Source organism: Pseudomonas sp. FG98, from assembly GCF_057808595.1.
Genome location: NZ_JBMDIJ010000031.1, coordinates 14677 through 28049 on the forward strand (window position 1 = coordinate 14677; position 13373 = coordinate 28049).

Annotated in this window: 11 protein-coding genes; 3 read left to right on the forward strand and 8 right to left on the reverse strand. The window is 64.9% G+C overall.

The genetic code is table 11. From position 1 onward, the window contains the following. Positions 1-29 precede the first annotated feature (29 nt). From ACODSK_RS18305 to ACODSK_RS18315, 3 genes are all read right to left on the reverse strand, one after another. Positions 30-1166: a M14 family metallopeptidase gene (locus ACODSK_RS18305; RefSeq protein ID WP_489018011.1), complete on the reverse strand. Its 1137-nt coding sequence runs from the start codon at positions 1164-1166 to the stop codon at positions 30-32. Between the two features lie 51 nt (positions 1167-1217). Next, positions 1218-1730 carry a DUF4880 domain-containing protein gene (locus ACODSK_RS18310; protein ID WP_489018012.1) on the reverse strand — a complete coding sequence of 171 codons (513 nt, stop codon included), beginning with the start codon at positions 1728-1730 and terminating at the stop codon, positions 1218-1220. A 443-nt stretch (positions 1731-2173) separates the two neighbouring features. Continuing rightward, positions 2174-2506, reverse strand: a complete 333-nt coding sequence (locus tag ACODSK_RS18315; protein ID WP_489018014.1) for a DUF6124 family protein — start codon at positions 2504-2506, stop codon at positions 2174-2176. Positions 2507-2667: 161 nt separating this feature from the next. Here ACODSK_RS18315 and ACODSK_RS18320 point away from each other — a divergent pair, with 161 nt between their 5' ends. Next, a complete protein-coding gene (locus tag ACODSK_RS18320; protein ID WP_489018015.1) occupies positions 2668-3249 on the forward strand; it encodes a LexA family protein in 582 nt (193 codons plus the stop codon). Between the two features lie 166 nt (positions 3250-3415). On the opposite strand, the gene ACODSK_RS18325 is transcribed toward ACODSK_RS18320, so the two are convergent. Genes ACODSK_RS18325 through ACODSK_RS18340 form a run of 4 tightly spaced genes read right to left on the reverse strand, consistent with a single transcriptional unit; the run spans position 3416 to position 8986 of the window. Further along, complete coding sequence (locus tag ACODSK_RS18325; RefSeq protein WP_489018017.1) at positions 3416-5377, reverse strand: acetyl/propionyl/methylcrotonyl-CoA carboxylase subunit alpha; 1962 nt, start codon at positions 5375-5377, stop codon at positions 3416-3418. Beyond that, positions 5374-6192, reverse strand: coding sequence for a gamma-carboxygeranoyl-CoA hydratase (locus tag ACODSK_RS18330; RefSeq protein ID WP_489018019.1), 819 nt, complete (start codon positions 6190-6192; stop codon positions 5374-5376). Before ACODSK_RS18330 ends, ACODSK_RS18325 begins: the two co-directional genes overlap by 4 nt. A 3-nt stretch (positions 6193-6195) precedes the next feature. Further along, positions 6196-7803: a carboxyl transferase domain-containing protein gene (locus tag ACODSK_RS18335; RefSeq protein ID WP_489018021.1), complete on the reverse strand. Its 1608-nt coding sequence runs from the start codon at positions 7801-7803 to the stop codon at positions 6196-6198. Between the two features lie 19 nt (positions 7804-7822). Then, on the reverse strand, positions 7823-8986 hold the full coding sequence (locus tag ACODSK_RS18340; protein ID WP_489018022.1) for an isovaleryl-CoA dehydrogenase: 1164 nt from the start codon (positions 8984-8986) through the stop codon (positions 7823-7825). A gap of 216 nt (positions 8987-9202) precedes the next feature. On the opposite strand from ACODSK_RS18340, the gene ACODSK_RS18345 reads away from it, so the two are divergent. Beyond that, positions 9203-10876 carry an AMP-binding protein gene (locus tag ACODSK_RS18345; protein ID WP_489018023.1) on the forward strand — a complete coding sequence of 558 codons (1674 nt, stop codon included), beginning with the start codon at positions 9203-9205 and terminating at the stop codon, positions 10874-10876. Between the two features lie 157 nt (positions 10877-11033). Here ACODSK_RS18345 and ACODSK_RS18350 read toward each other — a convergent pair whose 3' ends face one another. Next, on the reverse strand, positions 11034-11201 hold the full coding sequence (locus ACODSK_RS18350) for a hypothetical protein (RefSeq protein WP_489018024.1): 168 nt from the start codon (positions 11199-11201) through the stop codon (positions 11034-11036). A gap of 132 nt (positions 11202-11333) precedes the next feature. Here ACODSK_RS18350 and ACODSK_RS18355 point away from each other — a divergent pair, with 132 nt between their 5' ends. Beyond that, positions 11334-13361: an alpha-1,4-glucan--maltose-1-phosphate maltosyltransferase gene (locus tag ACODSK_RS18355; protein WP_489018025.1), complete on the forward strand. Its 2028-nt coding sequence runs from the start codon at positions 11334-11336 to the stop codon at positions 13359-13361. Positions 13362-13373 lie beyond the last annotated feature (12 nt).

Here is a 13373-nt window from a genome sequence, read left to right on the forward strand (position 1 = left end):
CACTGGGTGCGCGTATGCTGCTTTTTGGGTCAGCGCAATTCGCCGACCATCTGCCCGATCGTGTCCAGCACCGCCGAGGCCAGCTCTTTCGAACGCTTGCCCGACCAGCCGGTAGCCGGGTTCGGCGCGTCGTCGTGGTCCTTGAACGGCATTTCCAGGGTCAGCGACAGGCAGTCATGGGCCTGGCCGACGGCATTGCAGGCCAGGGTCAGGTTGGCCTGGCCCGGGGCGCTGCGCGGGTAGCCATGCACATCCTGGAAATCGCTGGTCAGGCTGCACAGGGTCTTGCGGAAGCGCTCTTCGAGGGCGGCGATACGCGGGGTGTAGCCGGGATTACCCTCGCAGGCGGCGGTGAATACGTGGGGGATTTCCTCGTCGCCATGGGCATCGAGGAACAGGTCGACACCATGCAGCTTCATCTGCTGCTGGGCGAACAGCACCTCCGGGGTCTGCTCGCTGCTGGCGTCCTGCCAGGCGCGATTCAGGTCGAAGCCCTTGGCGTTGGTACGCAGATGGCCGCGGAAGGCGCCATCGGGGTTCATGTTGGGGATCAGATAGAGATCGGCGGCGGCCAGCAGCTGTTGCAGTGTGGCATCGTTGCCGGCGACGCGGTCGATCACGCCTTCCATGAACCACTCGGCCATATGCTCGCCGGGATGCTGCTGGGCGATGATCCATACCTTGCGCTTGCCAGCAGCGCCGTCACCGACCCGCAGCAACGGGATATCGCGGCCTTCGACGCTGCGGCCGGTGGCCAGCAGGCTGACGTTGGGCAAGTGCCGGGCACGTTCGATCAACTGGTTGTGGCGGGCGCGGGAGTAGGGTTCGAAATAGGCGAACCAGGCTTGCGGGTGTTGGGCTTCGAGGCTGAAGTGCAGGGCCGTGCCGTCAAAACGCGAGGGCACGCGGAACCAGTTCTGCTGATCGTAGGACGCTACCGCGTGGTAGCCATCCCAGGCCTTGTTGTAGGAGGACTCGCCGGCATTTTCCAGGGAGAAGGTGTAGGTCTGGCCGGGTGTCAGCTCGCTGGCCTTGAAGTGGAACCACTGGAAATGAGCGCTGGCGGTATCGGGGCGGATCGCCAGGCGTACCTGGGCGGGATTGCTGGCATCCCGGACGAGGATGTTGCCGGAGTCGAAGTCGCAGTCGATGCGCAGTGCGGTCATGGCCTGGGTCCTGTGTAGAGTTGTTGTGGGCGACAACTCTACACAACCCGGTCAGGACCAGAAACCCAGGGCCAGCAATGCGGCGAGGCCGAGGCCCATGGCCACGCTGCAGCCGCCGAGGGAAAACGCTGCGCGGCTCTGTCTGTACCAGAGGTTTTCGCCCAGGATCCGGGCCGGGGCGAGCAGGCTGCGCCAGCGCAGTTCGGTGGCATGGAAGGCGGCGAGGTGTTCGGGGGCGGCGTCCAGCCAGCGGCGGAAGTCGATGCGCTCGCTGGCGGTGACCTGCGGGCTCTGTAGGCGCACATACCACTGGCCGGCGGTACGCGCGGCCGGGGTGGACGAGGGCAGGGTGGCGTGCAGGACCTGGTTCATCTGCCGCTCGACCGTGGCGTCGGGCAGATCAAGGCGTTGGGCGATGACGGCATAGGACAACTGGTCGAGGCGGTTCAGCAAGAACACCTGCTGGACCCGGCGTGGCAACTCGTTCAAGCGGTGCAGCAGCGCCAGTTCGGCGGCATCGGTGCATTCGGCGTGATGATCCAGCGGCAGCAACAGACGGGTCATGGTTTAGCTCCTTGCTGTGGAAACGGAGGAGGCGGGGAATGGGGGGCATCTTCCTTGACGCGGTTGAGAGCTTAATCGTAACGAGATTGATTCTCAAGTGCTAATTTCAGCAAAGATTTGTTACGGGGTTACCGCAGCGATAGTCCTTTGCTATCATCGCCACATTCAGTAACACACCGCCTTCATTAGCCTGAAGAGCCCAAAAAAAGACCCGGCAAAAAGCCGGGTCAAAAACCGTGATTAGCCTGATGAGGAGATAATCTGGAGTCCGACCTAAGGGCTCCGGGTTATCCAACCAGTCTCGCGACCAGTTGCGTTCAATAATAATCGTTCTCATTTTCAAGTCAAATGAATTTTCTGTAATTCTACGAAAATTCTTTTTCCTTATGCCTGGGCGCCAGGCAGTCCGGCCCTTCCACGTTGTTGTTATGTCTTCCTGATACCTATCCCGGCAGTTGCGCTTCCTCCTCCCTTTTCGTGCGGTTGTGGCTGTGGTCGCACATCGCGCGCGCCAGATTGACCAGGTGCATCACCATCAGAATCTGATCGCGGGTCCGGTCGCGGGCGTTCTGCGCAGCCTCGTAAGCAGTGGAGGAGGCGCAGCGCAGCAGCCAGGCGGCTTGCTCGTCGGCGGCCTGCGCAGGCAGGTCGTCGCGAGCGACCACCAGTTGCATGTCCTCCAGCCCGGGCGAGGTTTCCGGAGCAGGGTTGAAGTAGTAGTCCAGGGCGCGGCGGACGGAGTCGCTCTGCAGGTGGTCGGCGGTGGTTGCACTCATGGGGATGGCCTTCCTTGTAGGGGTTGGAGGAGTGCGGAAAAATATAGTACTGGTCGTATTTTTTACTTGATTTTAAATACTACAATTTGTGTATTGAGCCGTGATGGGCAGTCCGTATCGTGCCTGCGATGGAAAAATGGATCGCACTAGTCAAAGATCGGATGCGTGAACTCAAGCTCACGCAAGAGAAACTGGCCGAACGCGTCGGGGTCACCCAGGGCTGCGTGGGCTTGTGGTTGCGTGGCGAGCGTGAGCTCACCCTGACCCGCATGAATCACGTGCTGGTGGCCCTTGAGCTGCCGCATATGAGCATGAAGGCCACGCCGGACAGCGAGGAGGAACCGGCCAACTACGGTTTGCCCACCACCTTCCGCTATGCCCTGTCGGACTGGGAACTGCTCGCCGATTACCCCGAGGACGCGCCGGGCGCACCGGAAATCACCGACTACAAGGCCCTGGGCAAGGCGTTCTGGCTGCGGGTAGAGGGCGATGCCATGACCGCACCGAGTGGCCTGAGCATCTCTGCCGGCATGCTGGTTCTGGTGGATACCGGGGTCGAGGCCCAGGTAGGGCGCCTGGTGATCGCCCGGGTGCCGGGTAACCCCCTGGGGCTGTTGCGCCAGTTGGTGGTGGAGGGCGGGCAGCGCTTTCTCAAGCCGCTCAATCCCACTTACCCGATCACCCTGTGCGGTGATGACTGCGAATTGCTCGGAGTGGCCATCCAGGCCGGTATCCGCTTCTGATACCAGCACCAATGAAAACGGCGCCTCCGAGGCGCCGTTTGTGTTTCTGCAAGCATCGCTGGCAAGCCAGCTCCCACAGGGGTAGCGTCGAACACGGATTCTGTGGGGCAGCTCAGCTCCCTGTGGGAGCCGGCTTGCCGGCGATGGGGCCGATACTGACAACCTGTTACCCGGCGCTGTCCTCCAGCGCCACCAGCACGCTGCCTTCACTGACCATCTCGCCTTCCTGGCAGTACAGCGCCGTCACCGTCCCGGCATGGGGCGCGCGGATGCTGTGTTCCATCTTCATGGCTTCCAGCACCACCAGTTGGGTCCCGGCTTCGACCATCTGACCTGGTTCCACCAGCACCCGCACGATGCTGCCGTTCATTGGCGCCGTCAGGCCGCCCTGGTGAGCGTGGCCGGCCTCGGCTTCGGCGATCGGGTCGTAGGCGGTGACCGCATGCAGTTCGCCGTTCCAGCGCAGGTACAGGGTGTCGCCGCGGCGGATCGCCTGGTACTGGCGACGCAGGCCATTGTCATCGACGCGCAGTTGCTCGCCGTCCAGCACGAAGTGCGATGCCGCCGCCCGTTCCAGGCTCACGGCCTGCTGCTCGCCATTGCTGCTCAGGTGCAGGCTGACATGCGCCGGCCGTCCGGCCCTGAAGCCCTGGCGCGAAGCCCAGGGCGAGCAGGCGTCGTCACTGCGCGAGGTCTGTGGCAGCCCTTGTACCCAGGCCTCTGCCGCTGCCTGCCAGAAGTCGGCGGGCAGGGCGCTTGCCGCTGGCAGCAGGTCGTCGTGGTAGCGCGGGATGAAGCCGGTATCCAGCTCGGCCGCAGCGAACGCCGGGTGGGCGAGGATACGCCGCAGGAAGCCGATATTGGTCTTCACCCCGCCGATGGCGAATTCGTCGAGCATCGCCAGCAGCCGCAGGCGCGCTTGCTCGCGGTCCTCGCCCCAGGCGATCAGTTTGCCCAGCATCGGATCGTAGAACGGCGAGATGGCGTCACCCTCGGCCACGCCGCTATCGACCCGGCGCCCGTCGCCAGCCGCGCTTTCGCGGTACAGCGCAAGCCTGCCGGTGGCCGGCAGGAAGTCGTTGCCCGGATCTTCCGCATACAGCCGCACCTCGATGGCATGGCCCTTGAGCGGCACCTGCTCCTGGCTGATCGGCAGGGCCTCGCCACGGGCGACGCGGATCTGCCAGGCGACCAGGTCGAGCCCGGTGATCGCCTCGGTGACCGGATGCTCCACCTGCAGGCGGGTGTTCATCTCCATGAAGAAGAACTCGCCACGGGCATCGAGCAGGAATTCCACGGTGCCGGCCCCGACGTAGCCGATGGCCTGGGCCGCGCGTACCGCCGCTTCGCCCATGGCCCGGCGCAGTTCGACACTGAGTCCGGGGGCCGGGGCTTCCTCGACCACTTTCTGGTGACGGCGCTGGATCGAGCAGTCGCGTTCGTTGAGGTACAGGCAGTTGCCATGCTGGTCGGCGAACACCTGGATTTCCACGTGGCGCGGCTTGAGCACGTACTTTTCCACCAGCATCCGTGCATCGCCGAACGACGACAGCGCCTCGCGCTGCGCCGAGGCCAGGGCTTCGCCGAGCTGGCTTTCCTGCTCGACCACCTTCATGCCCTTGCCGCCACCGCCTGCGGTGGCCTTGAGCAGCACCGGGTAGCCGATTTTCTCGGCGGCCGCGCGGAAGGTTTCCAGGTCCTGGGCTTCGCCGTGATAACCCGGCACCAGGGGAACTCCGGCGGTCTCCATCAGCGCCTTGGCCGCCGACTTGCTGCCCATGGCCTCGATGGCACTGGCCGGCGGGCCGAGGAAGATCAGCCCGGCCTCTTCGATGGCCTTGGCGAAACCGGCGTTTTCGGAAAGGAAGCCATAGCCCGGATGGATGCCCTGGGCACCGCTGGCCTTGGCGGCGGCGATCAGCTTGTCGATGACCAGGTAGCTCTCCGCCGGCTTGGCGCCGCCGAGGTCGACACGGATATCGGCTTCGCGGCTGTGGCGGGCTTCGCGGTCCACTGCGCTGTGCACGGCGACGGTGGTCAGGCCCAGGGATTTCGCGGTACGCATCACCCGGCAGGCGATCTCGCCACGGTTGGCGATCAGCAGGGTAGTCAACGGGGGACGGCTCATGGACGAGGCTCCTTGGCGGATGAGTCGGCCAGCCAGGCCGGTTGGCGTTTTTCCAGGAAGGCGCGCAGGCCTTCCTGGCCTTCGGCGCTGACGCGGATCCGGGCGATGGCGTTTTCGCAATAGCGGCGCAGGGCCGGGGTCAGCTCGCCGGGACCGACTTCACGGAGCAATTCCTTGCTGGCGCGCATGGCTTGCGGGCTGTTCTGCAGCAGGTTGGCGATCCAGTCTTCCAGGCGCTCCTCCAGTTCCGTCGCCGGATAGGCCTCGGCCAGCAAGCCCAGTTCGCGGGCACGGATGCCGCTGAAGCGCTCGGCGGTCAGGGCATAGCGCCGTGCGGCGCGCTCGCCCATGGCCTGGACCACGAACGGGCTGATCACCGCTGGTGCCAGGCCGATGCGCACTTCCGACAGGCACAACTGGGCGTCCTCGGTGCCGATGGCCATGTCGCAGCAGGCGATCAGGCCGAGGGCGCCGCCGAAAGCCGCGCCCTGGACCACCGCCAGGGTCGGCAGCTTGAGTCGGGCCAGGTTGTACATCAGTTCCGCCAGTTCACGGGCGTCGTCGAGGTTGCTCTGGTAGTCGAGGGCAGCGCTCTGCTGCATCCAGGCCAGGTCGGCGCCGGCGCTGAAGTGGCGGCCGCGACCACGCAGGATGACAAAGCGCAGGCTGGCATCGGCGGCCAGTTCGTCGATGGCGATGATCAGTTCGCGGATCATCTGCGCGTTGAACGCGTTGTTCTTGTCCGCGCGGCTCAGCCACAGGGTGGCGAAGCCGCGCGGATCCTTGAGCAGTTCGAGGGTGCTGAAGTCGGTCATCGGTCACATCCGGAAAATGCCGAAGCGGGTGGCTTCGATCGGTGCGTTGAGCGAGGCGGACAGGGCCAGGCCGAGAATCTCCCGGGTCTGCGCCGGGTCGATGACACCGTCGTCCCACAGACGGGCGCTGGAGTAGTAGGGGTGGCCCTGGTGCTCGTACTGATCGAGGATCGGCTGCTTGAGTTTCGCCTCGTCCTCGGCGCTGAACGCCTGGCCGCTGCGTTCGCTCTGTTCGCGCTTGACCTGGGCCAGCACGCCGGCCGCCTGTTCGGCGCCCATCACGCCGATCCGCGCGTTTGGCCACATCCACAGGAAGCGCGGGTCGTAGGCACGTCCGCACATGCCGTAGTTACCGGCGCCGAAGCTGCCGCCGATGATCACGGTGAACTTCGGCACCCTGGCGCAGGCCACTGCGGTGACCAGCTTGGCACCATGCTTGGCGATACCACCGGCCTCGTACTTCTGCCCGACCATGAATCCGGTGATGTTCTGCAGGAACAGCAGCGGGATGCCGCGCTGGCAGGCCAGTTCGATGAAGTGCGCGCCTTTCTGCGCGGCTTCGGCGAAGAGGATGCCGTTGTTGGCGAGGATGGCGATCGGGTAGCCGTGCAGGTGGGCGAAGCCGCACACCAGGGTGGTGCCGAACAGCGCCTTGAACTCATCGAACAGCGAGCCGTCCACCAGGCGGGCGATGATCTCGCGCACGTCGAAGGGTTGCTTGGCATCCGCCGGAACCACGCCATACAGCTCGTCGGCGCCATACAGCGGGGCGATCGGCGCGCGTTGCTGCACCTCGCCCTGCTTGTGCCAGTTGAGGTTGGCCACGCAACGGCGGGCGATGGCCAGGGCGTGTTCGTCGTTGTCGGCGTAATGGTCGGCCACGCCGCTGGTCTTGCAGTGCACGTCGGCACCGCCCAGATCCTCGGCGCTGACCACCTCGCCGGTGGCAGCCTTCACCAGCGGCGGGCCGGCGAGGAAGATGGTCGCTTGCTGGCGGACCATGATGGTCTCGTCGGACATCGCCGGCACATAGGCGCCGCCGGCGGTGCACGAGCCCATGACCACGGCGATCTGCGGGATGCCCTGGGCGCTCATGTTGGCCTGGTTGAAGAAGATCCGCCCGAAGTGCTCGCGGTCGGGGAACACTTCGTCCTGACGCGGCAGGTTGGCGCCACCGGAGTCCACCAGGTACAGGCAGGGCAGGCGGTTCTGCTGGGCGATGGCCTGGGCGCGCAGGTGTTTTTTCACGGTCAGCGGGTAATAGGAGCCGCCTTTCACCGTGGCGTCGTTGGCCACGATCATGCACTCGACGCCTTCGACCCGGCCGATGCCGGCGATCACGCCAGCGGCGGGCACGTCCTCGCCGTAGACCTCATGGGCGGCCAGCTGGCCGATTTCGAGGAACGGCGAGCCCGGGTCGAGCAGGCGGTCGATGCGCTCGCGGGGCAGCAGCTTGCCGCGCGAGGTGTGGCGCTCCTGGGCCTTGGCGCCGCCGCCCTGGCTGACCTGAGCGAGCAGGTTGCGCAGGGCATTGACCTGCTCAAGCATGGCCGCGCTGTTGTGGGCGAATTCCGCCGAACGCGGATTGATCTGGGTATGCAAGATAGCCATGGATGTCCGTCCTTCGTGCTCAGCGGGTTTCGTTGAACAGTTCGCGACCGATCAGCATGCGGCGGATCTCGCTGGTGCCGGCGCCGATCTCGTACAGCTTGGCATCACGCAGCAGGCGGCCGGCCGGGAATTCATTGATGTAGCCATTGCCGCCGAGAATCTGGATCGCCTCCAGGGCCATCTGCGTGGCGCGCTCGGCGGTGTAGAGGATCACCCCGGCGGCGTCCTTGCGCGTGGTCTCGCCACGGTCGCAGGCCTGGGCCACGGCGTACAGGTAGGCGCGGCTGGCGTTGAGCTGGGTGTACATGTCGGCGATCTTGCCCTGGATCAGCTGGAACTCGCCGATGCTCTGGCCGAACTGCTTGCGGTCGTGGATGTAGGGGACCACCAGGTCCATGCACGCCTGCATGATCCCGGTCGGGCCGCCGGAGAGGACCACACGCTCGTAGTCCAGGCCGCTCATCAGCACCTTCACGCCGCCGTTGAGCTTGCCGAGGATGTTTTCCTGTGGCACCTCGACATCGTCGAAGAACAGTTCGCAGGTGTTGGAACCGCGCATGCCCAGCTTGTCGAACTTGTTGCTGCGGCTGAAGCCCTTCCAGTCCCGCTCGACGATGAACGCGGTAATGCCGTGGGGGCCCTTTTCCAGGTCTGTCTTGGCGTAGATCACGTAGGTGTTGGCGTCCGGACCATTGGTGATCCAGGTCTTGCTGCCGTTGAGGACGAAGTGGTCGCCGCGCTGGTCGGCGCGCAGCTTCATCGATACCACGTCGGAGCCGGCGTTGGGCTCGCTCATGGCCAGGGCGCCGATATGCTCGCCGCTGATCAGTTTCGGCAGGTACTTGAGCTTCTGTTCATGAGTGCCGTTGCGGTTGATCTGGTTGACGCAGAGGTTGGAGTGGGCGCCGTAGGAGAGGGCGACCGAGGCCGAACCGCGGCTGATTTCTTCCATCGCCACCACATGGGCCAGGTAACCCAGGCCGGCACCACCGTATTCCTCGCTGACGGTGACGCCGAGCAGGCCCATGTCGCCGAACTTGCGCCACATGTCGGCGGGGAACAGGTTGTCGTGGTCGATCTGCGCGGCGCGTGGCGCCAGTTCGCTGGCGACGAAGGCCTGCACCTGCTCGCGCAGCATGTCGATGGTTTCACCAAGGGCGAAGTTCAGGGAGGGATAAAGCATGCTCGGGCACCTTCTATTGATTGTTCTTGGATGGGGCGGTCTGGCGGGAGTCGCGACCCAGGAGTCTAGCCGCGCTGTGTATTTCACCTTTACGTTAACGTAAACCTGAGGCGGGGCAGTGTCAATCGTCAAGGTGACCTTTACGTTAACGTTAATTTAGGCGAGAGTAGTTCCCGCCCCGATCAGCTCCCAGAACAACCACAAAAAGGGAACGCCATGAATCAACCGAGCTACACCCAGGGTCGCCAGGACAAGCCCTTGCTGGCCATGACCATCGGCCAGGCCTTCGACCGTACCGTGGCGCGCTTCGCCGACCGCGAGGCGCTGGTGGTTCGCCACCAGCAACTGCGCTACACCTGGGCCGAACTGGCTGCCGCCGTCGACAGGCATGCGCGCGCCTTCATGGCCCTGGGCATGCAGAGTGGCGATCGCCTGGGTATCTGGGCGCCCAACTGCGCGCAGTGGTGTATCGCCCAGTTCGCCTGCGCCAAGGCCGGGATCATCCTGGTCAACATCAACCCGGCTTATCGCACCAGCGAGCTGGAGTACGCGCTGAAGCAGTCCGGCTGCCAGTGGCTGATCTGCGCCGGAGCGTTCAAGAGTTCCGACTATCACGCCATGCTCGCCGAGCTGCTGCCAGAGCTGTCGCACCAGGCCCCGGGGCAGTTCAACTGCGAGCGCCTGCCCGACCTGCGCGGGGTGATCAGCCTGGCCAGCACGCCGCCGGCGGGCTTGCTCGCCTGGGACGCGCTGGCGCCGTGGGCCGAGCGGGTCAGCCTCGATGACTATCACGCCCGCCAGGCCAGCCTGCAGTTCGACCAGGCGGTGAACATCCAGTACACCTCCGGCACCACCGGCTTCCCCAAGGGCGCCACCCTCAGCCACTACAACATCCTCAACAACGGCTACATGGTCGGCGAGAGCCTGGGCCTCACCGAGCACGACCGCATGGTGATCCCGGTGCCGCTGTACCACTGCTTCGGCATGGTCATGGGCAACCTCGGCTGCATGACCCACGGCAGCACCATGATCTACCCCAACGACGCCTTCGACCCGGCCCTGACCCTGCAGGCCGTGGCCGAAGAGCGGGCCACCGCGCTCTATGGCGTGCCGACCATGTTCATCGCCGTGCTCGACCAGCCGCAGCGCGCCGACTTCGACCTGTCCTGCCTGCGCACCGGGATCATGGCCGGGGCCATTTGCCCGATCGAGGTGATGCGCCGGGTGATCAGCGAGCTGCACATGAGCGAAGTGCAGATCGCCTACGGCATGACCGAAACCAGCCCGGTATCCCTGCAGACCGGTCCGGACGACGAGCTGGAATTGCGCGTGACCACGGTCGGCCGAACCCAGCCGCAACTGGAAAGCAAGATCGTCGACGAACACGGCTGCGTGGTGCCGCGCGGGCAGATCGGCGAGCTCTGCACCCGTGGCTATAGCGTGATGCTCGGCTACTGGGGCAACCCTTCGGCCACCGCCGAAGCCATCGACCCGGCCGGCTGGATGCACACCGGCGACCTGGCGAGCATGGACGAGCAGGGCTACGTGTGCATTGCCGGGCGCAACAAGGACATGATCATCCGAGGTGGCGAGAACATTTATCCACGCGAGCTGGAGGAGTTCTTCTTCGGTCACCCGGCGGTTGCCGACGTGCAGGTGATCGGCATTCCGGACGAGCGTTATGGCGAGGAGATCGTTGCCTGGATCAAGTTCCACCCGGGCCACAGTGCTACCGAAGGCGAGCTGCAGGCCTGGTGCAAGAGCCGCATCGCCCACTTCAAGACCCCACGCTACTTCCGTTTCGTCGAGGAATTCCCCATGACGGTCACGGGCAAGGTGCAGAAGTTCAGGATGCGCGAGATCAGCATCGAGGAACTCAAGCAGAACTGAGTTGTTCTTTCGGGCCTCATCGCTGCGGTTCGGCGGTCCGACAAGCCAGCTCCCACAGTATCTGCGGCGCCGCTGAACCTGTGGGAGCTGGCTTGCCAGCGATGAGGCCCTCCAAAACAACATCTTCCCTGAAGCCAGGCACACCCTGGCAACCCGTCTACTCTGTCACTTTCACCGGAGGCTCTTCACTCGGCGGATCGCCCACGGTCGGCGGCATGGTCGGCTTGACCGGCACGCCCTCCGGATCTTCCTGGGGCTCCGGTGGTGGCAGGGTCGGGTCGTCGATGTTCGGATCGGGTGTTTCCGCCGGGATAGGAATGTTCATCGGGATACCTCGCACGCTTGAGGGTGTTCCGGATTGGACTGCACCCGTGCGGCAATGCTCATTTTTTATTGAACCCCCACGCCTGCCATTGCTCTGAACCCTTACCGTCACGCCGTAACGGAGCGATGTTCGATGACCCGCAATGAGCCTTTCGAAACCGAGCGCATGGCCGCCGCCGACACTCCCGCCGATGATCCCGTGACCCTGTCCCAGGCCCTGCTGTTGCCACGGGTGGTGATCGAGAACACCACGCCGGTGCTGGACGCCGGGGTGCATGCGGTAAAGACCGAGGTGGGCCGCACGGTCACCGTGGGCAGCACGGTGTACGCCGATGGCCACGACGTGCTGGCGGTCACCCTGAACTGGCGCCAGGCCCATGGCCGGCGCTGGCACAGCCAGAACATGACCTTCCTCGGCAACGACCGCTGGGAGGGCAGTTTCAGCATCGACGAGCTCGGTCGGCACCTGTTCGTGATCGAAGCGTGGATCGATGCCTACGCCACCTACTGCCACGACCTGGAGAAGAAATTCACCGCCGGCGTGGATATCGAACTGGAACTGGAGGAAGGCCGCCTGCATCTGGAACATGCTGCCGAACGCAGCGCCGGCCCGCTGCGCGAGGAGCTGGCGGGTCTCGCCCGGCGCTTGAACAAGGGCTTGCCGCCAGCGGCCCGGGTGGAAGTCCTGGTGGCCAGCGCCACCCGCGTGCTGATGGCCCAGGCCGATCCGCGCAGCTACCTCAGCCGCAGTCCGGAGTTCCCCCTGGACGTGGAGCGCGAGCGCGCCGCCTTCGCCAGCTGGTACGAGCTGTTTCCCCGCTCGGTCACCGACGATCCCCGGCGCCATGGCACGTTCAACGATGTCCACGCGCGCCTGCCGATGATTCGCGACATGGGCTTTGATGTCCTGTACTTCCCGCCGATCCACCCGATCGGCATGAAATTCCGCAAGGGCCGCAACAATTCGTTGACCGCCGGCCCGGACGACCCCGGCAGTCCCTATGCTATCGGCAGCCCCGACGGCGGTCATGACGCTATCCACCCGCAACTGGGCAGCCGCGAGGACTTCCGCCGGCTGGTCGCTGCCGCTGAAGAACATGGCCTGGAAATCGCCCTCGACTTCGCCATCCAGTGTTCCCAGGACCACCCCTGGCTCAGCGAGCATCCCGGCTGGTTCTCCTGGCGCCCGGACGGCAGCATCCGCTACGCCGAGAACCCGCCGAAAAAGTACCAGGACATCGTCAATGTCGACTTCTACGCCGCCGACGCCATACCGGCGCTATGGCTGGCCCTGCGCGACGTGGTGCTGGGCTGGGTCGAGGAGGGCGTCAAGCAGTTCCGCGTGGACAACCCGCACACCAAGCCATTGCCGTTCTGGCAGTGGCTGATCGCCGATATCCGTGCCCGTCACCCCGAGGTGATCTTCCTCGCCGAGGCCTTCACCAAGCCGGCGATGATGGCGCGCCTGGGCAAGGTCGGCTACAGCCAGAGCTACACCTACTTCACCTGGCGCAACACCAAGGCGGAGATCCAGGAGTATTTCGAGACCCTCAACCAGCCGCCCTGGTCGCTGTGCTACCGGCCGAACTTCTTCGTCAACACGCCGGACATCAACCCCTTCTTCCTGCACCACTCCGGCCGCGCCGGATTCCTGATCCGCGCCGCCCTGGCGACCATGGGCTCGGGGCTGTGGGGCATGTACTCCGGCTTCGAGCTGTGCGAGGCGGCGCCGATTCCGGGCAAGGAGGAGTACCTCGATTCCGAGAAGTACGAGATCCGCCCGCGGGACTTCTCCCAGCCCGGCAACATCATCGCCGAGATCGCCCGGCTCAACCTGATCCGCCGCCAGCAGCCGGCCTTGCACAGCCACCTCGGGGTGCGCTTCTACAACGCCTGGAACGACAACATTGTCTACTTCGGCAAGCCCGCGCCGGATGGCCAGAGCTTCGTCCTGGTGGCGGTCAGCCTCGATCCGCACAACGCCCAGGAGGCGCACTTCGAACTGCCGCTGTGGGAGCTGGGCCTGGATGACCACGCCGTGACCCGCGGCGAAGACCTGATGAACGGCCACCGCTGGGAATGGCATGGCAAGACCCAGTGGATGCGCATCGAGCCCTGGCACCTGCCGTTCGGTATCTGGCGCCTGGACAAGATTGAATAGAAGGGAAACCGA